The organism is Maribacter algae (assembly GCF_047345745.1).
Taxonomy (GTDB): Bacteria; Bacteroidota; Bacteroidia; order Flavobacteriales; family Flavobacteriaceae; genus Maribacter.
The window spans coordinates 309489-335494 of the sequence record NZ_JBLFES010000004.1; the positions used below are offsets into that span (position 1 = coordinate 309489).

16 protein-coding genes are annotated in these 26006 nt (G+C 40.2%); 11 read left to right on the forward strand and 5 right to left on the reverse strand.

Annotated elements, in window-relative coordinates; translation table 11 throughout:
- Position 1: 1 nt before the first annotated feature.
- On the reverse strand, positions 2-769 hold the full coding sequence (locus ACKWBX_RS15935; protein WP_413969718.1) for a DUF1223 domain-containing protein: 768 nt from the start codon (positions 767-769) through the stop codon (positions 2-4).
- Between the two features lie 42 nt (positions 770-811).
- Here ACKWBX_RS15935 and ACKWBX_RS15940 point away from each other — a divergent pair, with 42 nt between their 5' ends.
- The 3 genes from ACKWBX_RS15940 to ACKWBX_RS15950 are packed head-to-tail and all read left to right on the forward strand — an operon-like array spanning position 812 to position 3752.
- Positions 812-1462: a DUF4159 domain-containing protein gene (locus ACKWBX_RS15940; protein WP_413969719.1), complete on the forward strand. Its 651-nt coding sequence runs from the start codon at positions 812-814 to the stop codon at positions 1460-1462.
- A gap of 3 nt (positions 1463-1465) precedes the next feature.
- Complete coding sequence (locus ACKWBX_RS15945) at positions 1466-2566, forward strand: AI-2E family transporter (RefSeq protein ID WP_413969720.1); 1101 nt, start codon at positions 1466-1468, stop codon at positions 2564-2566.
- A 7-nt stretch (positions 2567-2573) separates the two neighbouring features.
- A complete protein-coding gene (locus ACKWBX_RS15950) occupies positions 2574-3752 on the forward strand; it encodes a class I SAM-dependent methyltransferase (RefSeq protein WP_413969721.1) in 1179 nt (392 codons plus the stop codon).
- A gap of 126 nt (positions 3753-3878) precedes the next feature.
- Here ACKWBX_RS15950 and ACKWBX_RS15955 read toward each other — a convergent pair whose 3' ends face one another.
- Positions 3879-4637, reverse strand: coding sequence for a carboxylesterase family protein (locus tag ACKWBX_RS15955; protein WP_413969722.1), 759 nt, complete (start codon positions 4635-4637; stop codon positions 3879-3881).
- Between the two features lie 117 nt (positions 4638-4754).
- Positions 4755-13493 (reverse strand): T9SS type B sorting domain-containing protein, encoded by an 8739-nt coding sequence (locus tag ACKWBX_RS15960; protein WP_413969723.1) that lies wholly within the window; start codon positions 13491-13493, stop codon positions 4755-4757.
- 138 nt (positions 13494-13631) lie between these two features.
- Between ACKWBX_RS15960 and ACKWBX_RS15965 the strand changes: the two genes are divergently transcribed.
- Positions 13632-14753, forward strand: coding sequence for a PQQ-dependent sugar dehydrogenase (locus tag ACKWBX_RS15965; protein WP_413969724.1), 1122 nt, complete (start codon positions 13632-13634; stop codon positions 14751-14753).
- 6 nt (positions 14754-14759) lie between these two features.
- On the opposite strand, the gene murQ is transcribed toward ACKWBX_RS15965, so the two are convergent.
- Positions 14760-15569, reverse strand: coding sequence for an N-acetylmuramic acid 6-phosphate etherase (murQ, locus tag ACKWBX_RS15970; protein ID WP_413969725.1), 810 nt, complete (start codon positions 15567-15569; stop codon positions 14760-14762).
- Positions 15570-15572: 3 nt separating this feature from the next.
- The gene (locus ACKWBX_RS15975) at positions 15573-16322 is read right to left on the reverse strand and encodes a DeoR/GlpR family DNA-binding transcription regulator (protein ID WP_413969726.1); all 750 of its coding nucleotides are present in this window, start codon (positions 16320-16322) and stop codon (positions 15573-15575) included.
- A 208-nt stretch (positions 16323-16530) separates the two neighbouring features.
- Between ACKWBX_RS15975 and nagB the strand changes: the two genes are divergently transcribed.
- From nagB to ACKWBX_RS16010, 7 genes are read left to right on the forward strand one after another with little or no spacing between them, the layout of a single operon-like run.
- On the forward strand, positions 16531-18456 hold the full coding sequence (gene nagB / locus ACKWBX_RS15980) for a glucosamine-6-phosphate deaminase (RefSeq protein WP_413969727.1): 1926 nt from the start codon (positions 16531-16533) through the stop codon (positions 18454-18456).
- A gap of 60 nt (positions 18457-18516) precedes the next feature.
- Positions 18517-20034, forward strand: coding sequence for a glycoside hydrolase family 10 protein (locus ACKWBX_RS15985; protein WP_413969728.1), 1518 nt, complete (start codon positions 18517-18519; stop codon positions 20032-20034).
- Positions 20031-21305, forward strand: coding sequence for an MFS transporter (locus tag ACKWBX_RS15990; protein WP_413969729.1), 1275 nt, complete (start codon positions 20031-20033; stop codon positions 21303-21305). Before ACKWBX_RS15985 ends, ACKWBX_RS15990 begins: the two co-directional genes overlap by 4 nt.
- Positions 21298-22851: a glycoside hydrolase family 3 protein gene (locus tag ACKWBX_RS15995; protein ID WP_413969730.1), complete on the forward strand. Its 1554-nt coding sequence runs from the start codon at positions 21298-21300 to the stop codon at positions 22849-22851. Before ACKWBX_RS15990 ends, ACKWBX_RS15995 begins: the two co-directional genes overlap by 8 nt.
- Positions 22852-22876: 25 nt before the next feature.
- Entirely contained in the window at positions 22877-23953 is a 1077-nt protein-coding gene (locus tag ACKWBX_RS16000; RefSeq protein ID WP_413969731.1) for an anhydro-N-acetylmuramic acid kinase, read from the forward strand.
- A gap of 57 nt (positions 23954-24010) precedes the next feature.
- Positions 24011-24271, forward strand: a complete 261-nt coding sequence (locus ACKWBX_RS16005) for a DUF4212 domain-containing protein (protein WP_413969732.1) — start codon at positions 24011-24013, stop codon at positions 24269-24271.
- Between the two features lie 27 nt (positions 24272-24298).
- Positions 24299-25993 carry a sodium:solute symporter family protein gene (locus ACKWBX_RS16010; protein ID WP_413969733.1) on the forward strand — a complete coding sequence of 565 codons (1695 nt, stop codon included), beginning with the start codon at positions 24299-24301 and terminating at the stop codon, positions 25991-25993.
- Positions 25994-26006 lie beyond the last annotated feature (13 nt).

The following is a 26006-nucleotide window of genomic DNA, read 5'->3' on the forward strand; positions in this document are numbered from 1 at the left end:
TTTAAATGGCCAATTGGGCAGCTCCGGTGATCTTTAAATCCGAATCTTGAGAAATCAGCAGCAGTGATAGTTCATCTTTTTCATTGTCCAAATTCGGTATTGAAATAGTATTGGTCCCACTGGGTTCTTTAATATCCAAATATTTTTCGGCCACAACGATATTGGAATTTTTTAGCACTCGATTTCTATTCTCTCCTCTCTTTACGGAAGTAATTCTTTCATTCAAGACCAAAACGGCCCTAATTTCTTTATTCTCTAAAATTCCACCGATCTCATACTCAAAATTAATTTTCCTACCTACTCTGTCGGCATTGAATTTTATGTTGTTTTCATTTACTTTTTTTCCATATTCATCAATTTTGTACAAAACTTTGGAACGGTTAGAACCTACTAAGTGCTCTTGACCATTAATTACAAGTTGTGGGGTGTAATTACTTCTACTTCTGAATTTTCGATTATAATTTCGTTGTTTTACCGTGTAGGCGGACTTGCTAAATGGATCTTCCCAACCAATGTAGTTCCAATAATCTACGTGATAGGACAAGGCCAACACATTATCGTTCTTTTCTTTTACCTCTTTGAGTAAATTATCCGCCGGAGGGCAACTGGAACAGCCTTGGGAAGTAAACAATTCCAAAACTATGGTCGATTTATCCATAGGAGTAGATTCTTTCGTCTCTACCATAGCTTCATGACTTACTTTATATTCTTCAAACGCCATAAGCCCAAGAACAAAACTTAGTAAAACAGGGAGAATAAATTTTTTCATAGCGATATTATGTAAATTTGATGTAGAATTATTCGTGTATACATGAAACAACTTACAATCTTGCCGATACTTTGTGTTTTTTTTATGATAACGATGTCCTTTGGTCAAGAAATTGCCATATTAAAATACTCCGGTGGTGGTGATTGGTATGCAAATCCTACGGCATTGCCCAATCTTATCCGGTTTTGTAATACGAATATCAACACAGCTATAGAAACGAAACCAAAAACTGTTGAAGCTGATGGTTCGCTTTTGTATCAATACCCCTTTCTTCATATGACAGGACATGGAAATGTTGTTTTTTCCGCAGAAGAAATTCAAAATTTAAGAATGTACTTATTGTCCGGTGGATTTTTACATATTGATGACAATTATGGTATGAAACCCTATGCTATACGAGAAATAAAAAGAATTTTTCCGGATAAGGAATTAGAGGAACTCGGGGTGGATCACCCCATTTTCGCAACAGCTTATAAATTCCCCCAAGGGTTACCAAAAATACATGAACACGATAATGCTAGACCACAAGCTATGGGAATATTTCATGAGAATAGATTGGTTCTACTTCTTACTTTGGAAAGTGATCTTGGCGATGGCTGGGAAGACCCCACCGTGCATAACGATCCTGAGGAAATACGCCAAAAAGCTTTAAAAATGGGTGCTAACATCATTTCTTATGTATTTAAAAATTAGTGTATGACATCCAGAACAATTTCACAAGGTATTTTACGTGCTGTCGGAATAATTGTTGGCACAGTACTTTTATTCTACTTTCTGTACTTGATTCGTTCAGTATTGGCTTATTTGGCTTTTGCAGCTGTCATTGCATTGATAGGAAGGCCAATTGTACTCTTTCTAAGAAGAAAACTGAAATTTCCGAATATATTGGCAGTAATCCTCACAATGGTTCTTATGGTTGGAATACTCATTGGCATAATAGCTTTGTTCATCCCCTTAATTTCGGAGCAAGGAAAGAATTTATCGCTTTTGAATATTGATGAGCTTCAAGGCAACATCAATACTTTATATTATCAAATAACGGACTATTTAGGACTTTCCAAACAAGTGGTCGAGGAAGTTATTGAAGAAACGGAAATAGAGAAAAATATATTGGAAGGATTGGATTTAGGGTTTATTCCCAACTTTCTAAATTCCTTTTTGGACATTCTTAGTACCGTCAGCGTCGGACTCTTTTCTGTGATTTTTATTTCTTTCTTCTTTCTGAAAGATAGTAAGCTTTTCCAAAAAGGGCTCCTTACGTTTGTTCCAAAAACAAAAGAAACCGGTACAGTAAATTCCATAGATAAAATAAACAATCTACTATCCAGGTATTTCGTGGGGCTGTTGTTACAGATATTCATCCTTTTCATAATTTATACGATTGTGTTATTGGTGGTAGGCATAGAAAATGCCATTGTTATCGCCTTTCTGTGTGCGCTTTTCAATATCATTCCTTACATAGGCCCCATTATTGGCGGTGTACTTATGCTAACGTTAACGATGACCAGTAACTTGGATGCGGATTTTAGCACTGTCATTTTACCCAAAACAGGATATGTTTTAATCGGTTTAGTAATTGGTCAATTGGTAGATAATTTCTTTTCCCAGCCCTTTATTTTCTCAAATAGCGTAAAGTCCCATCCGTTGGAAATATTCCTAGTCATCATTATTGCCGGTCTTCTATTCGGTGTGGTCGGTATGATTGTAGCCGTGCCAGGCTACACTGCCATTAAGGTAATTTTAAAAGAATTCTTGGCCGAAAACAAGATTGTGAAATCCCTCACGGAAAATCTTTGATGTAGCTGTGAATCCGGTTATCCTAGAACAAGAAGTACAGGACTATATAGCTGCAAATTTAAAAAGCGACCCGATAAGGCTCCTTTTTAAGAAGTCTCCTTTTCCCAATATTTCCCAAAAAGAACTGGTGGCCCAAATTGAAGCTAAATCTAAAAGCGAAAAAAAACTGCCCACTTGGTTTTCAAGGTCTAATATTTACTACGCCAATAAGCTCAATATTTCCCAAACCTCGTCGGAAGCCACCGCAACTTACAAAGCGAAACTGCTAAATGGTAAAACCGTCATAGATCTTACCGGCGGTTTTGGAGTAGATACCTTTGCCTTTAGTAAATGTATGGATACCGTTTTCCATCTTGAAAAGAATAAATCATTATCGGCCATTGCAGCACATAATTTTTCAGTCTTAGGAAAAAAGAATATAAATATAGTCGAAGGAGATGGTATTGAGTTCTTGAAAAATAGCGATCAAGATTTTGATTGGATTTATATAGACCCTTCCCGGAGGTCCGAAAACAACAAAAAGGTGTTCTTTTTGGAAGATTGTGAGCCAAATGTTACACAGCATTTGGACTTGTTTTTTTCCAGGAGTGAAAACATTCTTATCAAAACAGGACCCTTACTGGATATTTCATCGGGTATAAAACAATTGAAAAATGTTAGTGAAATTCACATTGTTGCCCTAAAAAACGAAGTAAAGGAGATACTTTGGTTGTTGTATAAAAATCATCATGCAAAACCTATTATAAAAGCGGTAAATATTAGTGAAAAATCCATCCATTCTTTCGACTTCACCATCGAGGAAGAAAAGAGTGCTATCGCAGAATATTCTGAGCCTAAAATCTATCTATACGAACCAAATGCAGCCATATTAAAATCCGGAGCCTACAACACGATAGCGGAAAGGTTCAAATTAAAAAAACTACATCAACATTCACATTTGTATACTGCCGATACATTGATCGATTTTCCCGGGAGAAGCTTCAAGATAGAGTTCGTATCACTTTACAACAAGAAAGCGATAAAATCATTCGATTTTAAAAGAGCGAACATAACCACACGCAACTTTCCTTATTCGGTGGTAGAAATAAGACAAAAAACAAGACTGGCAGATGGTGGGGATATTTACCTGTTTTTCACTACAAGTTTTGAAGATAAGTTAGTTATTCTACAAACATCAAAAGTTTAAACAAATCAACTTCAGTTTTGGTTTTAAATTGAAAATTGACTTAATAGGTAAGAATAGTGAATATTTACAATTCATAGAAGTTCAAGGATTGAATAACTTTAAAATTGCAGCTAAGTAAATAGGGATTTATTCTTTATCCGATCTCAACCTTTGTTCATTGAACCAATCAAATAAACCATCAGTTTTATATGCTTTTGTCCAGGAATTATGCCCTGTTTGTGGATATCTGGTAAATCGTACATCATAGCCCATCGCTTCTAGTTTTTCAACCATCGTTTCCGATTCGGAAAAAGGAATGGATTCATCCTGCTCCCCATGAAAAACCCAGATGGGCATTTCCTTATTGATCCATGAAGCGTATGGTAATGGTGTCATTCCACACACAACCGCCATAGCTGCGAAAGTATCAGGGTATTGAACCGCCATTTCCCATGCAGCACCTCCTCCCCTGCTTAAACCAGTAATATAAACTCGTTCTTTATCCACTCTATTATCAGCGATGACAGAATCTAACAATTGTTTTACAGCTCTTGTATTCCACCACTTTTTTGAATTTGGATTCTGTGGAGCAAGAATCAAAAATGGAAACTCATGACCATCCGCAATCATTTTAGGAGGTCCACTGCTTTTTAACGTATTTAATTCACTACCGGCTTCACCCCCGCCATGTAGAAATAGTAATATTCCATATTCTTTGGTATTTTCTGAAGAATATTCCTTCGGGAAGTAGAGATAATATCTGAGATTTTCAACAACATTGGTCTGCAGTTCGTCATCTATTAGATTAATACCGGTTTGTGAGGCGCAGCTTTGAATAACTACAAATAAAAATATCTTTAAAATTACATTCAAAGTACTTTTTAAAACATTGTTCTTCAAAAACATAACGAATCAAAAAAATTAAAACCAATATGAATTTAGTTTTTATTCAGGACATAGCATTTGACTCGCACAAAAAAGGAGCCTAAAAAGGCTCCTTTTTTATGGATTTTATTTTATATACTATCGGTATAACGTAAAGTGACCTACATATCGCTGTACACTTTTACTGCTGTTGGCATTAACGACATACCAATAATCACCGGTAGGCACTTCCTTACCTTCATATTTTCCGTCCCAGCCTTTTACTTTATCCAATACAGCCACTACCCTTCCGTAGCGGTCGTAAATTTTAACCTCAACATCATTGAAAAGCTCTCTATTATTAGGAGACCAAACATCATTTTGGGTATCCCCATCAGGTGTAAAGAAATTTGGGATTTCGATCATACCATTAAATTCAAATGGGACTTGTAACAAGGCTACGCAACCTCTAATGTCAACTACTCTTACGTCCACTATTCCGCTTTCATCTGTGATATAAACGTTTTCCTCACCAAAGGACTCACTATTAAAGAAATACTCATATCCGCCAAATCCGCCTTCTGCCGTGGCCGTCAACTCATTTTCAGCAGTTTTGATGACGGTCAAGGTCAACGGTTCATAACTATCAATGGTAAAATCTTCAAAACTGGTACATCCATTACTGTGATACACATAAACGGTATGGTCGCCAGGAACTAAATCTCCCCATGTATTCTCTACACCGGCCTCGGCCGTTATTGCATCAGTGGGATCCGCAGGATCTAGTGCATACATTAAATCAGGAAGCAAGCTTTGATCCTCGATGGTAATAGTAGTTGTGCTATTTGGAAAAATACCCTCGCAACCGTATTCAACTACAGGTTCTATCCTTAAATCGACACCAATACCAATGGTAAATACAGCTGTATCGGGACATAAATTCGCATCCTGTATATAAATTGCATAAGAAGCGCCTCCCTGTAAATTCTCGATAGGTTGTCCGGTAAAAGGTTCAAAAACTGCTGTTCCCGTCTCGTCTACTGGATCAATCATCTCTACTTTGTACTCAAAATATGGAGTTGGACTCACAGCCATATCCACAAATGGTGTTCCACCAGAAATATTAAATTGTGCGGTACCGTCGCTAGCACCTATACATAATTCAGGAGTGGTACTGATATCAACTATTTGTAAAACATCCGGTTCTGTTATTTCTACAGTTCTTTTTTCCGAACAACCCTTATCATCCTTGACCAATACTTCATAAGTTCCTGCTGCCAAATCTTCAAAGGTGAAGATACCAGGAGTAGCGGGATCGCTAAAGAATTCATCAAAATTAGGCTCAATGGCAAATTGTAACAGTCCTATTCCTCCACTCTCAACCTCTACGGTAATAGTACCATCCTCTTCCCCGTTACAGGTAACAGGTGTTGGTGTTGCATCTACCACGATTGGATCAGGTCTAATTATGGCGAATGGCCCTCCTATCTCTTCACAATTGGCCACACCACTGGTTACACCAATATAATAATCCGTTCCCGGCCCTAAGTTTTCAAAGGCTCCATCCGTAGTACTTGTTGCCAGTATCGTTGCACTAGGGCTAGGATTATATGCGTCTGGACCAGGGTCGCCTTGATACAAGGTGAATTGATATATTCCCAAACCTTGCGTTGCGGAATACTCTATTCTACCATCCAACTCACTTGCACACGATATATCATCTGGAGAACTTACAAATAAATTTACGTCTGTTGCATCCGTTAAAGTAACCCCATCAGAAGGAACAGGGGCACAAGACGAACCTTTTTCCCTAACCTCAAAAATATAAGCGTTTACATCTGCCGGTCTTGGTAAGGTTACTGCTGTATTACCATCCTCGTTCATATCCTGCCATGGTTCACTTCCATCATTTCTCCTATACTCATATACAACGCTTGGGTCTGTATCACCGTTTTCGACACGCAAACGCAAAATACCGTCCCCACCACAGCCAGGAACCTGAACCAAGTCCAAGTTTGGAATAAGTGGTGGCGGCGCGATTACCTCATAAGGTTGCGTTATATGCGAACATCCAAAACCGGATTCAATCTCAATGGCATACCAACCTGCCCCGATTGTACCTCCAGAACTACCGGTAAATACGAACGGGTCTTGATAACCTCCTGTTTCCCTGATATCCGTAGGATTACCAGAACCATCTACCGCATTACTGTTCAAGTATAACAAGCGTAGCTTATAACCGGCACCCGGAACACCTCCGGACACACCTGTAGTCGCGGTAACAATATCTCCCGTTCTGGGGTCGTACACCTCCAATACAGCGTTATTATCTCCCGGACAAATTAAATTCGAAGGCTCCCTAATTTCTGCTTGGATTTCAATGGTTTCTACCACGGATATATCAAATGTTGCCGGGCATCCTTCCTCGTCCCTTACTTCTACCCGATAATCACCAAAAGCCAAGTTTTCAAAAAGACTATTTGTTGAAAATGGTACTACTATGTTAGGGTAAGTACTTGTCCCATCGTCTATTCTTAATTGATATTCATATGGATTGCCAGCAGAAATCCATCCTCCTAAACCGGTAGCGTCTATTTGTCCAAAATCATTGGAACACCCGGCTTCCTGTAATGCTATTGCAGTAACCGATAATGGAATAGGAGTCCTAATCGTTGCTACATTACTGGATGCTGGACATTTTGTTCCATCACTAGTAGTTATATCCACCCTATAGTTTCCTCCTGGAAGACCGCTGATAAGTTCGGGATTGGTGCTGGTATTTAAGCTTACCGGTACTCCGATAGCAGTTTCTACACCTGTACCATCAATACTATACAATTGATATTGATAGTTTCCGGGTGTGACATAATTCCCAATATTTATTGATAATGCCCCATCGCTACCCGGTATTAATGGTGTAGAACATGTTACTCTTTGCGCTTCGCTTATCGTAACTGTAGGTGGTATAGGATTGTTTACGGTATATGGTAAAATTGGATATGTACATCCACCATTGTCATTCACCTGCAAACGATATTCCCCTGCCTGCATTGGTAGGTCAAACTCTACAAAACCTGCTCCGGAAACAACTTGGTCGGCCACGGCGGCAATAGAAGTTCCTTGGTCCTCTATAGTAAAATTGGTAGTTCCGGTAACCGCTATTCGTATCCGCTCTGGATCTTCACAGTTCATAGGTGTTACTTGTGTAATTGTTGCCGTTACATTTGTAGGAGGAGCAATTGTTATATCAAAAGTATCTTCACAATTATTACTATCTATAGCATAGATAGTTATTGTTTGCGTTGTCCCATCGTCTACAATAACAAAATCACCACTACTTTGGTAGCTATCAGTCGGATTTATTCTATATCGATATGGTGCTCCATTACCGGGATTATCTATCTGTGTAGAAATGGTAGCCGTACTGAATCTATTAGCCCCAGTTTCACAAGCGAAACTTACTGCAGGTGCAGAAATTTCAAAAAGTGGCGGATTAATAATATCAAACTGCTCTTCATCAAAACAACCTCTGTCCGTAACCACTTGGACCGTATAGGTATCCTCATCCAAATTGTCAAAGGAGCCCGAAGCATTTGTAGCTATTGGTGTTTCCGTTCCAGGAACAGGTAATGCGCCGGAATATCTATATAAATTATATTCTCTGATGCCGTCAATATCCGTACCGGATTGTAAAACGATTCCTATACTACCATCTACCACATCACGACAGCTCATATCACTTTTACCAATATCCTGAATCACTGGTGCCGTTGGGTCTTCCCTTAAAATATCATCCACAGTAAACGAACAAAATTGACTGCCATCACCTGCTATATCATCGGTTACCACCACTTGGTAATCTCCTGGAGGAATTCCCGAAAATATACCCGTGGCATTATTGTCAATATAGCCTCCTACTGCATTTTGCAGTTCAAAATCGAAATTACCACTACCCCCGTCCGCGTTTATGGTTATTACACCATCACTGTCCGTACAAGTAGGATCTGTAGAAAAACCACCTGAAGCCGATAGAATTTGAAAAACCTCTGCCGTAGTGTCCACATCACAACCATTGGCATCTATTACATTGACATCATAGGTACCTATGCCTCCAACGGTAAAAACAGCTTGTGTTGGCACTCCTGGTACATATGTCGGTGTCTGTACAACACCATTCAAGGTAAAAGTAGGCGTATCCACATTTCCGGGCATTTCTACCGTAATGGTAAAACTACTTGGCGGAGTACCCGTAATACACTGGTTGTTCACTACTACATCCGGAATCGGTAAATCCTCGTCCAATTGGACTACTGCCGCCGAAGTCATAAATTGACAACCTCTGCCATCCTGTACCCATATATCGTATGAAATACCTGGTGCAAGTGATCCAGGCAAAGCTACCGTAGTTTCAGTCCCGAATTCCGATGGCGCTATTGGAGATGGTGTACCAGCTGGAACAAATGCATAAACATAAGGTCCGCCATCACCGCCACTACCTCTTACGGTAAGTTGACCCAATGCGTTACAATTGGCATTTATATTTTCTATTACATCTACTCTGGGCATGTCAAGAGTGGCTATTGCCGTATCGCCTCCAGAACAGGTGGTTCCATTATCATATATCAAAATAGAATATTCACCTTGGGGAACGTTATAGCTAAATGTGGTATCGGTTCTGCTGTCCGTGATAACTGCTCCGGTATCCAAGTTCAATATTTCAATATCCAGGTTCCCAGTGGTTCCGGCAACCGTGTACGTAAGTTCCACCAAATCTCCCGGAATACATGTTCCGTTGTCTATTGTTAAATTAACGTCCAAATCAAAAGTTTGATCTGGTACGGTTATCTCTTCTTCATAGATACAACCAGTATCGTTATCGCGCACTTCCACAACAAATGTCTCTCCAAGCTGAATGTTTGGAAAACAATGTCTCCTGGCTCCTGAGTTAGGTGTGCCAAACGCTGACGCCGGAACTGTGACCAAACGAATATCAAAAGGACCAACTCCTCCTACAATATCCACACAATAAGTAAAACCGGTAGCCGAACAACTTACCGGTAAAGTGGTATTATCCGGAACTATATCTACAATCGTATTTCCTACCGTAACGTCATCAATATCATTACATCCTCTTGAATCCAGCGTTATTAAACGATAGTTTCCAGAAACGATAGCATCATTTATTATATCCAAAGGATAAGTTGTTGAACCGTCCGTAGTTACTCTGGTTATCTCATTTCCAAAAAGGTCCTCTACGATAAACGTGTATTCGGGAACTCCTCCTACTGGTGCGTTCAAAATTCTAACCCCTCCGGAAACGACATCACTTAAAGGATCACAACTAGCATCTATGGGGGCTACGTTTGTATCAGGAGCTGGTGTGCCATCTGCCACAACCTCAATTCTCGTAACCGCCGTAACGCAATCCCTATCGTCCTTAACCACATATTCATAGAAACCTGCGGGTAGACCAGAGTAAATGGTTTGATCTGTAAATGTAAAAGATGTAGCACCGGCATTGGGATTATTTGGGTCTGCCACCAAAACACCAGGTGTTGGCGCAGGAGCAAAAACAATCTCAAAAGGTGGTACTCCGGATGAAACCGTAGGAAGAATTTCAACAAATCCACTATTGGGATCACTACAACTTGGCCCCACTATTCTTTCTGTGGCCGCAATGTTATTAGGTGGGTCGAAAACGATTGGAGCAGACGTTCTTGGACAACCATTGTTATCCGTAATTTCAACCGTATAGCTACCCGCTGTTGATACGGAGAAGTCATAAGGATTTGATGGTAAACCGGATCCAGATTCTACTGATGAAGGTGGATTGATACCATCGTCCAGTATAATATTATAGGATACCAAACTTAAGTCTGAAATATCACCCTCGCTTACCGAAATTCTCATTTCCCCATTTCCACCACATGGTATCTCATCCCTAATTTCCAGATCTACCTCTACTTGTCTTGGTATGATAACTGGAAACGGTAACTCAGTGCTACAATTGGTAACTACGTTTACTACTTCTATCTCGTAAGTTCCCGGAACCAAATTATCAAAAGTGAAGGTTCCAGCAGTCCCAGGTACTTGTAGGCTTCCCCCGACAATCCTATATTGATGATCGTTAATATTTCCAGAACCGACAGTGGAAGAGACCGTTATGGAGGCTTCGTCTCCCGGGCCGTAACAATAGTCCACTACTCCCAAAGAAATGGAAGGTGCATCAACCTCAGTAAGAGTAAAAGTATCCGTTGCTTCACATCCTTCGGAATCTATCACGGTAAGGGTATATGTCCCCGCTATTATTAGATTTCCAAAGAACCGTCCTGTCTTAGGGCCTTGAGTAGTAAAACCTGTAGGACCGTCCAGTCGGTAGCGATATCCACCAAAACCACCACTGGCCACCCCGGCAACTCTACCAATATTATTGTTCGCACAACTCATGGCAGTCTCGTTTGCCGTAGCGGACAAAGGCGTTACGGGTTCTTCGACATCAAAATCTGCCGTTGCCGTACAATTGGTATCATTGTCCGTTACCGTTATTGAGTAATTACCAGCGCCCAATCCAGTAATGGGAATTTCCAAATCACTACTGGAACCGGTACTGAACGCAGGGTCAACCGGACCTACCAGAGGAGTGTATGTTACCACATAATTGTAATCATTTCCTGGAGTATCCGGTAAAAAACCATCGATTAAAAATACTCCTGTACCATCTGCTACGCTAGGGCAAACTCTTCTATCTCCGCCTGATTTTACTCTGGCTCTTAATGAACTATCTATAGTGGGTATGTAATTTTCCTCATACGTACAGTTATTGGCATCGGTAATTCTAAAGGTATAATTGGTTCCCGATAGAAGACCCGTAAATACACCGCTTGCATTAGATGCCGTAGGTGCCGGGGCTATAATCTCATATGTAGAAATAGTCGCACTGGCCGTTTCCGTCAAAGTGATATCCAATGTACCGGCCGCACAGTCTATATTGCTCAAGGCAAAATCCAGATCTGTCGGAGGATCGATTGCATTTATGGTTATGGGCGTCAAATCCCTCACACAACCTGGATTGGCAGAATCCCTAATATATGGGGTATAGTTTCCTGGCAAAAGCCCCGTAAAGGTACTGGTTCCACCAAAATTGACACCATCTATGCTATATTCGTAGCTACCGGAACCTCCCGTTGGGGATTGTACTTCTATACTTCCTCCAGCAGTACCACCACCGGCCAAACAGGTTTGATCTGCTATTTTTACAGAGGTACCGTCCACACCACCATCACTAGTTACCGTAATAGCGGGTTGCGGTGGTGTTAATTGTAATATACAGTCATTAGCACCCAATTGGTATCTGACTTGAATATCGTTATATGTACCTGGAGCAACAGATAAACTAGAACTTGGACTCCACGGGTCGGCAGAATCCGCTCTAAAAGACAAGGTATATCCTTTAGCATCTAAAACGTTGAATTCCAATCTGGCACCACCGTTGGTACATGTACCGTTTACACCGGAAACTGTAACATCCGGAGGCGTTATTTCTTCTACGGGATCAGATACCGTAATCTCACAATTATTGGCATCCCTTATCGTAAAAACATAAGTATCTGCAGTAGTTACCGTGTAGGTATCCGTTCCTCCAATGGGTCCGTATGTAGCTCCATCTCCGCTTACCGTATATGTGTATGGAGCGGTTCCACCACTTATATTCAATGAAATATCAACACTATTTACACCACAGGCAACACTTAAACTTTCCGTATGCTCCGCACTAGCGGTAATTTGGGTAATTCCCGAACCGATTACAAGAGGATTCCCTGAAGTATCCAAATTTTGTCTTGGAGGTGGAATTCCCATAGAGGCATCCCCGGCACATTGCGGAGTTTCTACCTGTATTGAGTAAGTACCAAAAGCTACAGCACCAAACACATGGGAATTATTCGTGATAAAAGATGTAAATTCCTGAACATTCCCACTATCGTCCAACAGGGTATATTTGTAAGGTCCAGGTACATTGTTATCAACAGCTACCGAAATACTACCATTTTGTCCAAAACAAACGGCGTCTGTAACAGTAACATTAATATTGATATCTTCTTCGGTAATCCTAATCGTTTCATAAGGATATTCGCAAGCACCGGGAGTACCTTGTAATCTTGTTATTATATTGTAATCGCCTACGGGCAAATCAGGAAAAACAGGTGAAGGTTGCCATGTAGTACCACCATTTATACTATACTCATAAGCACTTGAAAGACCTAGCAGTTGAATCCTTCCCGGTACGCCGCATATAAAATTCCTTGAATCAAAATCCAAGGTTATACTACTCTTTTTGACCTTAAAATAGAAAATCTGTCCATCGGCCACTACCCTATATTCCGCACCCGTAGTTGATGGTACACCACTGGCATCCAAAGAGAAAGTCTGCCCTGAGGCAATGGCGTTATAACAAGATGCGCTGGTATTGGGACACTCTGCATTGATGTCCGGAGTACAGGAATCCATTATTTCCCAAGAAACCGTACTGTAGGGGCCTCCTGATAAACTAATAATTCTATCGTCGGAATCTCCACAAAGATTAAATCTAGCTATGGTAAATCCGTTATCATCACAATTTTCTTCACCATCTGCACCTTGAATTATGGTAGCGAACATAGGTGCTGAAAATGCTTTTGATACTGTGTTTTTAGTATTATGAACGTTATTGGAAGTTTTCGTAGTAGCTTCCGGGTTTGAACGCTTCGTAGAAGTTGCAGTATTGACTACTTCTTCCAACACAAGGCTAACCTCATCGAAAAGAACACGAACTTTCGAATTTGCGATTGCTGTAGAACCGACTACCAACAGTGAGAGCAGTAGTACCGTATACAGCGTATACTTCGGTTTTTTTGGGAGCATAGGTTAAGTAGAGTTTTGATGAGAACACTATTGATTTGGGGGTCTATAATTATCCTCTGGTGTAATTCTTTAAACTTATAATTTCTGCTTATTTTTAGTTTATTTCAATACCTTATAACATATTTCTAACGCCGACAAATGAAAAAAAGTATCTTTTCCCTTTATTTTTTCGTTATAATGCTCAATTTTTCATGTGGACAAAATTCTGAAAACAAGGTAATTACGCCTGAAGATGTTCCTTTTAATGCGGAGCTGTTCATCGATGAGCTACAGATACCATGGGGCTTTGCGTTTCTACCGGATGGCAGTATATTGATCACTGAAAAAAAAGGAGAATTGATTCATTTCTTAAATGAAAAAAAAATAAAAATTTCAAACGTTCCCGAAGTATACCAACGTGGTCAAGGCGGGCTTTTAGATATTCAATTACACCCGGAATACTCCAAAAACGGATGGATTTATATAACCTATTCTTCTACAGATGGAAATCAAAAAGGAGGACATACCGCTTTAATGAGAGCTAAATTGAAAAACAATGCTTTAGTTGATAAAGAAGTACTCTACAAAGCAGTACCAAATACTACAAAAGGACAGCATTTTGGGTCTAGAATCGTGTTTGACAATGATGGTTATCTCTATTTTTCCATTGGAGAACGCGGTGCCAGAGATGTCAACCCCCAGGATATTACTCGAGATGGCGGTAAAATTTACCGTTTGCACGATGATGGGAAAATTCCTTCGAATAATCCATTTGTTGGAAAAAAGAATGCCAAAACAGCAATTTACAGTTACGGACACAGAAACCCCCAAGGGTTGATAAAACATCCGGAAACAGGTAAAATTTGGGATCATGAACATGGACCCAGAGGTGGAGATGAAGTAAATATTATTAAAAAAGGAGCTAATTATGGATGGCCAGTTATCACCTACGGAATCAACTACAGCGGTACGGAAATAACGGATAAAACAGCCATGGATGGAATGGAACAACCCATTCACTATTGGATTCCGTCCATTGCTCCTAGCGGTATGGCCTTTGTGACATCCAATAAATATGAAAATTGGAAAGGAAGTATTCTGGTAGGCTCTTTATCTTTTCAATATTTGGAACGCCTCGTTTTAGAAGGTACCAAAGTAGTTAAGAGGGAAAAACTGCTAGAAGGGAAAGGACGCGTTCGCGATGTAAAACAAGGACCTGACGGACTCATTTACGTTGCGGTGGAAGGAAAAGGAATCTATAAACTCATTCCTAAAAAATAGGCAATATTATTTATTTGCATCCAAGGCTTTTTTGACGGAACCGTATCGCTTTAACATTTTCTCGGCCTCCTCATAAGGAATATGCAACCCTTCCATAATATAGCGTGTACCACGGTCTACCAACTTATCATTGCTCAACTGCATATTCACCATTTTATTCCCTTTCACTCGACCTATTTGTATCATTAAGGCGGTCGAAATCATATTCAACACGAGTTTTTGCGAAGTACCACTTTTCATTCGTGTACTGCCGGTCACGAATTCCGGCCCCACATTTACCGCAATGGCAATATCGGCGGCTTCCGTCAATGGCGAACCGGGATTGTTCGTAATACAAGCCGTCAATATACCGCTGCCACGGGCATCCTTTAAACCGCCAATGACATAGGGCGTAGTTCCCGAAGCGGCAATACCTACCACAGCATCATTTGTATTGATATCGTGCGCTTTTAAATCCAACCAAGCTTGTTCCGTATCATCCTCGGCATTTTCAACAGCTTTTCGTATGGCGCTATCCCCACCGGCTATGAGTCCCACGACTCTTTCGTGTGGCATCCCAAAAGTTGGCGGAATCTCGGAAGCGTCCAATATTCCAAGCCTACCACTGGTACCGGCACCAATGTAAAACAATCTGCCTCCTTTTTGAAATCGTTCGCTCAATGCATCGACCAATTGGGTAATTTGCGGAATCACTTTCGCTACCGCATCGGCAACTTTTTTATCCTCCTTGTTCATATTTTCTAGAATACTTTGGGTATCCATAAGTTCTAGATTATCATAGTTAGAAGGTGTTTCCGTTATTTTTACAAAATCCATTGGTTACAGCAATTTTATATCTAAGTTTTTAAATGGTTTCAACAGGTTGTTCTCGGGATCCAATTCGGTAATCATGGTATTAATTGTATTGATATCACATGTTTTATAACGATGCTGGGAATTCAATTTCTCTGAAATGGATAACAAAACGGTCTTTTTTGAAGCTTTTATCACCGCTTTCTTCATTTGAACAATATCCCAATCAAATTCGGTAAGGCCATATACGGCATCTACATATCCGGTTCCAATAAAGCTATAGTCCACCTTAATTTCCGAGAGGGCATGTATTGCATTGGCCCCTATGGCTATCTGCGCTTCTTGGGTAATTTGGCCCCCAATGGAGATTACCGTAACATTCGGTTTTCCGGAGAGTTCTATAGCGACCGGAAGGCTGATCGTAAAACAGGTAAGTTTCAGATAATCGGGAATCAATCGCGCCATTTCCAAACAAGTTGTGCCGCCATCAATAAAAACCACAGCACCATCTTTAAGCATATCTATTGCTTTTTTAGCAATGGTCATCTTTTCCTTACGCGCATATACATTGGTGTTTACCGTACTGTTCGTGGTAAAACCAAGGGAAATTGCCCCACCGTGAACTTTCTTGAGTTTATTGCATGAATCCAATTCCTTTACATCCCTACGAACCGTATCTATAGAAACATTCAGTGTTTCTGCGATATCCGTGAGGAGTATGCGATTGTGTAACGCTACTTCATTAAGAATGGTTTGTTGCCGTTCTTCCTTTAACATTCTAAAGTTTATTATGCCTACATAGGATCAAAGATAATCAAATTAACTGTTTGCCATTTTATGTCCGTTATGTAAACAAATTGTTATTAAAAGCATAAAACAGCATAATATAATTGCAAAAAACAGCAAAAATAAGCATCATTGCATATATTTGCATGGTTTAAATTTTGAAAAACTGTTTGGTTATTATTAAGGAAGCTACATAAATATGGAAGAAAATACATTAAGGGAGACCACTGACATCACCTATAAGCCTGTTGGGCAATTTGAGGAAACGCGTTTTGAGAAAATACATAATGTTATTTTTCACGATTCCAATAAAGCATCTATCAGTGTAGCGGAAGAAATAGCAAAACTTATCAGAACAAAACAAGCAAAGGGAAAAAATTGTGTTTTGGGTTTGGCCACCGGTTCATCACCTATTCGCGTTTACGAAGAGTTGGTCCGCATGCACAAAGAAGAGGGTTTGAGTTTTAAGAATGTAATCACCTTCAATTTAGATGAATATCTCCCCATGGAAAAAAGTAACATCCAAAGTTATTATTATTTCATGCATGAACATTTGTTCAACCATATTGATATCCTCCCGGAAAATATACATATTCCGGACGGTACCGTTCCCATGGAAAATACCGTTGAATATTGCCTATCCTACGAAAAGAAGATAAAAGAATCCGGTGGACTGGATTTTCAGTTGCTGGGTATTGGTAGGACAGGTCATATTGGATTCAATGAACCTGGCTCCCATGAAAACTCCGGAACACGTGTCATTACTTTGGACCACATTACAAGAGTAGATGCGGCACCTGCTTTTCTAGGGATAGAAAATGTACCTAGAAAAGCTATAACCATGGGGATTGCAACCGTAAGAAAAGCAAAAAGAATAGTACTATTGGGTTGGGGCGAAAACAAGGCGAGCATTATCAAAAAGACCATTGAAGGTGAAATATCCTCCCATGTTCCCGCAACCTATTTGCAAGAGCACGAAAATTGCACTTTTGTATTGGACGACGGAGCTGGAAGCCAACTTACCAGGAATAAAACGCCATGGTTGGTACGCAGTTGTGAATGGAACGAAGAGCTCATTTCCAAAGCCATTGTATGGCTTTGCGGGATTACCGAAAAAACTATTTTGAGCTTAACAGATAAGGACTATAACGATAATGGTATGGCCGATTTATTGGCCTTGGAAGATTCATACGACCTTAATATAAAAATGTTCAACCGTTTACAGCATACTATAACAGGATGGCCCGGAGGAAAGCCTGGCGCTGACGATACCAATAGACCGGAAAGGGCACGACCGGAGAAGAAGAGGGTCATTATCTTTAGCCCGCACCCAGATGACGATGTTATTTCAATGGGCGGAACTTTTGATCGGCTTGTGGAACAGGGACATGATGTTCATGTCGCATACCAAACCTCTGGAAATATTGCGGTTTCGGATAAAGATGCACGAAAGTATGCAGAAATAGCCTTACAAATCGAGCCTTCTAAAAAAGCGCAGCAACTCATAGATAACATATCAAAAAAGACGGAAAGTTCCATTGATTCCGTTGAAGTGAGGAAATTAAAAGGAAGTATAAGAAGGAGCGAATCTTACGCGGCAACTCGATACATGGGATTGAATGATAAAAACGTGCATTTTTTGAACCTTCCGTTCTATGAAACCGGAACCATTAAAAAAAAGAGTCTTTCCGAGGAGGATATTACTATTATGATGAACATCATTTCGGAAATAAAACCCCATCAAATTTATGCCGCCGGGGATTTGGCGGATCCACATGGAACACACAAGGTATGTTTGGATGCCGTTTTGGAATCCTTAAAAAGACTCTCAACAAAAGACTTCATAAAAGACTGTTGGCTTTGGCTATACCGTGGGGCTTGGCATGAATGGGACATCAATGAAATTGAAATGGCGGTACCCATGAGTCCCAGTCAAGTGCTCAAAAAAAGAAATGCTATTTTCTGTCACCAGTCCCAAAAAGATGGCGTCATGTTCCAAGGAGATGATAGCCGTGAATTTTGGATGCGTGCAGAAGAGCGCAATAAAAACACGGCCAATAGATATAGGGCTTTGGGCATGGCCTCCTATTCCGCCATGGAAGCATTTGTCAGGCATAAATTTTAACTTCTTTTATACCACTCCAAAAAGGTCTATTTTAGTAAAAAAGTAGACCTTTTTCAGTACATGACAAAATATATACGCTCCTCGTTAATACTGCTTTTATTCAGTTCCTGTAGTATCTTAAAATCCGATATCCCACAACCACAGAGAGAATTTAGGGGAGTTTGGGTCGCTACAGTGGTAAATATAGACTGGCCCAAAAGTGGGAAGGATAAAAGTGATCAACAAAAAGCCGATTATTTAAAAATCTTGGATTTCTACAAAGATTTGAACTTCAATGCCATAATTTTTCAGGTAAGAACAGCCGGGGATGCTTTTTACCCATCCAAACTATCGCCTTGGTCCAGATTTTTATCCGGAAAAGAAGGTGAAAAACCAAATTGGGAAGAAGATCCATTGCAATGGATCATTGATGAAACCCATAAACGGGGTATGGAATTTCATGCTTGGTTCAATCCTTATAGGGCTACTTTCGACTTAAATACGGAAATCCTGAGTCCAGATCACGATTATTTCAAACATCCGGAATGGATGGTGAAATACGGAAAAAAATATTACTACGATCCTGGTCTGCCGCAGGTACGCCAAAAGTTTTCAAATATCGTTGCAGAGGTGGTTTCCAAATATGATATAGATGGAGTTCATCTTGACGATTATTTTTATCCCTATAAAATCAAAAATGAAGTGTTTTCGGATTCCATTTCTTACTACAATTGTGCTTTGGAAAACCAATCATTAGCGGACTGGCGTAGAAGTAATATTGATTCCCTAGTAAAAAACGTAAATACTACCATCAAGGAAATGAAACCTTGGTTACCCTTTGGTATCAGTCCGTTCGGGGTGTGGAAAAATAATACGACAGACCCAAAAGGTTCCGACACAAAGGCCGGGCAAACCACCTATGAGGACCTGTATGCAGACCCTTTGCTTTGGATGGAAAAACGTTGGGTAGACTATATGGCCCCACAGGTATATTGGAGTATGGATTTGCCCGTAGCCTCGCACCGAAAAATTATGGCTTGGTGGTCCAAAAATGCTTCGGAAACAAATCTTTACATTGGCAACGGGGCCTATAAAGTGCGAAATAATAGCGATGAAGCGTGGAACGAAAAGAAAGAATTACCGGAGCAAATAAAATTGGCCAGGAAAACGCCTGAAGTAACCGGTAATATTTTGTTCAGCGCAAAGTCCTTGATGAACAATAACCCCGATGTTGTAAAATACCTAAAACGGAACTATTATAAATTTCCCGCGCTACCTCCAAAAAAAACTTTTCTTCGGAATACATCGCCAGAACCAATACAACTAGTATATCTAGAAAAAAACAAAAGCCGTATTAAAGCTATTATAAATAAAGACGCTTTGGTCAACAGCGTTTTAATTTATCGCTCTAAAAAGAAAATGGAAGCGTATTCCGCAAAAAAAATCAGAAAACAGGTTTGGATCGACCCCAAGGATAATTCCTTTATTATTCCCCGTGAACTTATTGACTGTAAACGCTTTGCCGTTACATTTTTAGACCCATATGGCAGGGAATCCAAACCAATAGTTTTACATTTAAACCAAATACCCGATAAATGATTCAGAAAGACAAAGGAGCCTGGCTCTGGGTCCCAATTTTGTATTTTACCCAAGGACTGCCTTACGTACTCGTCGTTACCGTTTCTGTAATCATGTATAAAAAATTAGGAATAAGCAATAGTGATATTGGGCTGTACACCAGCTGGCTGTATCTACCATGGGTCTTAAAGCCCTTATGGAGCCCATTCGTTGATCTTAAAAGCAAAAAACGAAATTGGTTTTTAATCATGCAATTGCTTATCGCGATTGCGCTTTTTGGAGTCGGTATTACCATCCCCACCAATATGTTCTTCGTAACGACTTTGGCCTGTTTTTGGATGGCCGCTTTTGCATCGGCAACAAATGATATAGCCTCAGATGGTTATTACATGATAGGCCTAACGGAAAAAAAACAATCTTTTTTTGTAGGTATGCGGAGTACCTTTTACAGATTGGCAATGGTTACTGGGGAAGGATTGATTGTGATTTTGGCAGGATTTCTTGAAACAAAATACGGGGGTAGTTCCAAAGCATGGAGTTTGACCATGATGGCCGCAGCGACTCTAATGCTGATCATGGTTTTATCCAATTTTTTTGCCACTCCAAAATATGAAAATTCAAAAATCCTGGAGAGGGAGAAACCACGGGGCTTTTGGGAGGTATTTGTTTCTTTTTTTAATAAACCGGGCATCGGCATTGCATTGGCGTTCATACTAACCTTTCGTTTAGGAGAATCGCAATTGGTAAAAATGGCAGCGCCTTTTATGTTGGATGACGCCAGTAAAGGAGGACTGGGTTATTCTACGAAACAGATCGGGACCATTTTTGGAACCGCTGGCGTGGTCATGCTCTCTATTGGTGGCATTCTAGGAGGCATCCTAATTTCAAGGGACGGTCTTAAAAAATGGATGTTACCCATGGTGCTATCCTTGAATGTTCCGAACATATTATATGCGCTTTTGGCCTTTACCAAAACAACAAATATCGTTGCCGTAACGGCAACCGTTATTTTTGAAAAATTTGGTTACGGATTCGGGTTTACCGCATTCCTGATGTACCTCATCTATATCGCGGATGGAAAATCCAAAACTTCACATTATGCCATTGCTACAGGGTTCATGGCACTGGGAATGATGCTCCCCGGCATGATAAGCGGGTATATGCAAGAATGGCTGGGCTATAGCGGATTTTTCATTTGGGTGGTCGTTGCAGCGCTACCTGTAATTTTCTTATTAAAATTTATTCATTATCCGGCAGATTTCGGAAAAAAATCAAATCCAAAAAATGCCTAAATCTACTACGCCGACCGAATTGAAAAAAAGTATTTCACTAAAAGAAAAAGTGGGACAGTTGTTTATGCCTGCCGTTTTTATAAACGATACCGAACAAGAAATTAGGGAAATGGAAGAATTGATTGCCCAATATTACGTTGGAGGTTTATGCTTTTTTCATTCCAGGGCAAGTGCCGCCACCAATTTTGAAAGTAAAAAAGAGGTCATTTATAACGCCGATAGTTATGAAACACTGAAAACGCTTATAAATCGCTATCAAAATGTTTCAAAATATCCTTTACTAATTGCAATCGATGCGGAATGGGGCTTGGCGATGCGCGTAGAAAACACACCACAGTACCCGTACGCTATTACCATGGGAGCTATGCAAAATGCTACCGAACTGCTCTTTGAGGTTGGGAAAAATATCGCCAACAATTGTAAAACTGCCGGAATACATTGGAATTTAGCTCCCTGCGTAGACCTGAACAACAATCCAAATAATCCGGTAATTGGCTACAGGTCCTTTGGAGAAAATAAAGAACTGGTCACGGAAAAGGCTTCTGCCTTTATAAAAGGTACTCAAAGTGAAGGCGTACTAACAAGCATAAAGCATTTTCCGGGGCATGGCGATACAGCGACCGACTCTCACCTTGGGTTACCATTGATTGAAAAAAGCGAGACGGAATTGGTGAAAAATGAGCTTTATCCTTTTCAAAAATTAATCGATGAAGGAGTAGATTCGGTTATGGTGGGGCATCTCTCCGTCCCCTCTTTGGCCAATGGCAAAAGAATATCTTCAAGTATTTCAAAGGAAATTATAAAAGGAGTATTGCGAAAAGAGATGGGGTTTGATGGAGTGGTCATTTCCGACGCTTTGAACATGCATGCCGTTGCTAAAAATTATCCTACACCGGGAGAATTGGAATGGCTCGCCTTTGATGCCGGAAATGATGTGCTGTGCTTTGCCGAACATACCAAAGAAGGTATTGATACCATTCTCTCAAAAGCGTCCAAACACCAAATTGAGGAAAGTTTTGAGCGCATTTGGAAATTGAAAGCAAAAGCTTTTAAAATTGAAAAATTAAATTCAAAAAGAATACCCTCTTCTGAACTCAATATTAAAATAGCAGCACAAAGTTTGACGCTATTCTCGGGGACGGAAGAAGTGATTGCATCGTTTCGTAATACCGATTATTGTACTTTGACCCTAAAACGATGGGGAAATCAAACCGAGGAAGAAATTTTAAAAGATCTCAAAACGATAGCAAAAGAGGTGTCCGATGAAGAAAATATACTACTGTTGCTAACACCTCCTCAAGTTAAGCCTAATTCAAATTTTGGGTTTTTACCAGAAGAAATCGATTTTATAAATCAATTGATTTCAGAAAAAAAAGTAGTGTTATACCATTATGGGAATCCATATGCACTGCGCCTGTTCAAAACAGATAAAACGTTGGCCACTGTTATTGTCTATCAAGATTTCAAGGAATTTCAAGAGGTTGCAACAGCACATTTTATGGGGAAATTAAAAGCCAATGGAAAATTACCGGTCAAACTAAAATAGATACAACACCAAATCAACCACAAAAATGAAGCAATATAGAATCTTAGGGATGATGTCCGGAACTTCTTTGGACGGGCTGGATTTGGCCTACTGTCATATTGGACGGGAAAATGATAAATGGACCTTTGAAATTCTTGAAAAAAAGACGATTCCCTATACACAGGACATGCAATATGAACTAAAGGATGCCATACACTTGCCTGCTGAAAAATTGCTTGAATTTCATAATACCTACGGAAGCTGGCTGGGTGAGAAAGCCAAAAAATTCATTTTGGAAAATAAATTGTCCGTGGACTACATTGCAAGCCATGGCCACACCACGCATCATCGTCCTGAGCTAGGGCTAACCTATCAAATTGGTTCCGGACAACATTTGGCAAACGTTTCCGGTCATAAGGTCATATGTGATTTTAGGACCAATGATGTTGCCCTTGGCGGTCAGGGAGCTCCTTTGGTCCCGATCGGTGATCGTTTGTTCTTTGGTGAATATGATTTTTGCCTTAACCTCGGAGGTATAAGCAACATCTCTTTTGAAGTAAAGGATAAACGTATTGCCTACGACATCGGCCTGGCCAATATGATTTTAAACTACATTACCCGAAAGACCGATTTAGATTATGACGAAGACGGAAAATTGGCGCGTTCCGGAACCCTGAATCAAAAAATGTTAAAACAGCTAAATGACCTAAAGTATTACCTGCTTTCCCATCCTAAGTCAATTGGTTATGAATGGTTTTTAGACGAAGTTGTCCCCATTGTGGAACAAACGGACGATACCCTTGAGAATTTACTGTATACTTCCATTCATCACATTTGTGAAAAGATAGCCCAGCAGGTAAAACTGAACTCTTCCAAGCAAAACCAGCGTATGCTCGTAACCGGAGGTGGAGCCTTGAATTCTTTCCTAGTAGAAACGCTACAGGAAAAACTAGGCCAAAGAACAACGGTGGTCATACCGGACAAAACCATCATTGCTTTTAAAGAGGCATTGGTCTTTGCACTAATGGGGGTATTGCGGGTAGAAAGACAAATAAACGTTTTAAGTTCAGTGACCGGAGCTAAAAAAGACTCTTCAAGTGGTGTGATATACTTACCCAATTAATGATTAAATACTTAAATTTCATCATGCAAACGTTCACATACTTCTAAAAATCAACTTATGTCCGAAAAACAAAAAAAAGCAACTGCTTACTGGAAGGAAAATATAAGATATCTATTCATCCTCTTAACAATTTGGTTTTTGGTATCCTACGGTGCGGGAATACTTTTCAAAGAAACATTGGACGGTATAAAAATTGGTGGGTTTAAACTTGGCTTTTGGTTCGCTCAACAAGGTGCTATCTACGTGTTCGTAGTACTTATCTTCATTTACGTTAGATTGATGAACAAACTGGACAAGAAATACGGATACGATGAATAATCAATAAAACGAACAATAATAAACCAAATGAGCGTACAAACTTGGACCTATATTTTAGTAGGAATAACCTTTGCAATTTATATAGGAATTGCCATATGGTCTCGTGCTGCTTCTACAAAAGATTTTTATGTGGCGGGAGGAGGTGTTTCGCCATTGGCCAACGGAATGGCCACTGCCGCAGATTGGATGTCCGCGGCTTCTTTTATCTCCATGGCGGGCATTATCGCCTTTGCCGGTTATGATGGTTCCGTGTATCTTATGGGTTGGACAGGCGGCTATGTACTCCTTGCCTTATTACTGGCCCCGTACTTGCGAAAATTCGGAAAATTCACAGTGCCCGATTTTATAGGAGATCGCTATTATTCAAAAACGGCACGTATCGTTGCCGTATTGTGCGCCTTAATAGTCTCTTTCACCTACGTAGCCGGGCAGATGAGAGGCGTTGGCGTTGTTTTCTCACGCTTTTTAGAAGTAGATATCAATACCGGTGTTGTCATTGGTATGATTATCGTTTTATTTTATGCTGTTTTAGGAGGCATGAAAGGTATCACCTATACCCAAGTAGCACAATATTGCGTATTGATTTTTGCTTTTATGGTCCCCGCTATTTTTATATCGATTCAAATGACCGGAAATCCAATTCCACAATTGGGTATGGGTTCCACACTAAGCGATGGTTCCGGAACATACCTTTTGGATAAATTGGATGGGCTTTCTACGGAACTGGGTTTTAATGAATACACGAACGGTTCTAAATCTGTCGTAGATATCTTTGCCATCACTCTGGCATTGATGGTTGGCACTGCAGGACTTCCCCATGTTATAGTCCGTTTTTTTACGGTAAAGCGTGTGAAAGATGCTAGAAAATCAGCCGGTTTGGCTTTATTGCTCATTGCTATTCTTTACACTACGGCACCTGCTGTTTCGGTTTTTGCAAAAACAAATCTATTAAACACGGTTAGCGATAAAGAATATAGCAAAATGCCCGTTTGGTTCAAAAACTGGGAAAAAACAGGACTATTAACTTTTGAAGATAAAAATAAGGATGGAAAAATAAATTATGTGGCGAACAAGCAAATTAACGAATTAAAAATTGATAATGATATTATGGTCTTGGCCAATCCTGAAATTGCAGATCTGCCAGCATGGGTTATTGCTTTGGTCGCTGCCGGGGGGTTGGCCGCGGCACTATCCACCGCCGCTGGATTATTACTTGTCATATCCGCGTCGGTATCGCATGATCTAATCAAGAAAACGTTCAGACCCAATATTTCTGAAAAAGGAGAACTTTGGGCCGCCAGAATTTCCGCCACTTTCGCCGTTATTATTGCAGGGTACTTCGGAATCAATCCACCCGGTTTTGTTGCCGCAGTAGTGGCCCTTGCTTTCGGGCTTGCCGCGGCATCGTTCTTTCCGGCCATTGTACTCGGCATTTTTTATAAAAAAATGAACAAAGAAGGGGCTGTTACCGGAATGGTAGTAGGAATTCTATTAATGCTCTATTATATGACGCGGTTTAAATTTGGATGGTTTGGTGGAGGTGCTCAAGACAATTGGTGGTTTGGGATTTCCCCTGAAGGATTTGGCAGCATAGCGATGTTTGCTAACTTCATCGTTTCCATTACCGTTATGAAATTTACACCTGCACCACCTGAAGCCGTACAGGAAATAGTTGAAGATATTCGTATTCCAAGTGGCGCAGGGACCGCTTCAAAACACTAATTTTTATTAATTT

Coding starts and splice junctions, on each gene's coding strand:
- ACKWBX_RS15935 (WP_413969718.1), bottom strand. CDS start 769: ATGAAAAAATTTATTCTCCCTGTTTTACTAAGTTTTGTTCTTGGGCTT.
- ACKWBX_RS15940 (WP_413969719.1), top strand. CDS start 812: ATGAAACAACTTACAATCTTGCCGATACTTTGTGTTTTTTTTATGATA.
- ACKWBX_RS15945 (WP_413969720.1), top strand. CDS start 1,466: ATGACATCCAGAACAATTTCACAAGGTATTTTACGTGCTGTCGGAATA.
- ACKWBX_RS15955 (WP_413969722.1), bottom strand. CDS start 4,637: ATGTTTTTGAAGAACAATGTTTTAAAAAGTACTTTGAATGTAATTTTA.
- ACKWBX_RS15960 (WP_413969723.1), bottom strand. CDS start 13,493: ATGCTCCCAAAAAAACCGAAGTATACGCTGTATACGGTACTACTGCTC.
- ACKWBX_RS15965 (WP_413969724.1), top strand. CDS start 13,632: ATGAAAAAAAGTATCTTTTCCCTTTATTTTTTCGTTATAATGCTCAAT.
- murQ (WP_413969725.1), bottom strand. CDS start 15,569: ATGGATTTTGTAAAAATAACGGAAACACCTTCTAACTATGATAATCTA.
- ACKWBX_RS15975 (WP_413969726.1), bottom strand. CDS start 16,322: ATGTTAAAGGAAGAACGGCAACAAACCATTCTTAATGAAGTAGCGTTA.
- nagB (WP_413969727.1), top strand. CDS start 16,531: ATGGAAGAAAATACATTAAGGGAGACCACTGACATCACCTATAAGCCT.
- ACKWBX_RS15985 (WP_413969728.1), top strand. CDS start 18,517: ATGACAAAATATATACGCTCCTCGTTAATACTGCTTTTATTCAGTTCC.
- ACKWBX_RS15990 (WP_413969729.1), top strand. CDS start 20,031: ATGATTCAGAAAGACAAAGGAGCCTGGCTCTGGGTCCCAATTTTGTAT.
- ACKWBX_RS15995 (WP_413969730.1), top strand. CDS start 21,298: ATGCCTAAATCTACTACGCCGACCGAATTGAAAAAAAGTATTTCACTA.
- ACKWBX_RS16000 (WP_413969731.1), top strand. CDS start 22,877: ATGAAGCAATATAGAATCTTAGGGATGATGTCCGGAACTTCTTTGGAC.
- ACKWBX_RS16005 (WP_413969732.1), top strand. CDS start 24,011: ATGTCCGAAAAACAAAAAAAAGCAACTGCTTACTGGAAGGAAAATATA.
- ACKWBX_RS16010 (WP_413969733.1), top strand. CDS start 24,299: ATGAGCGTACAAACTTGGACCTATATTTTAGTAGGAATAACCTTTGCA.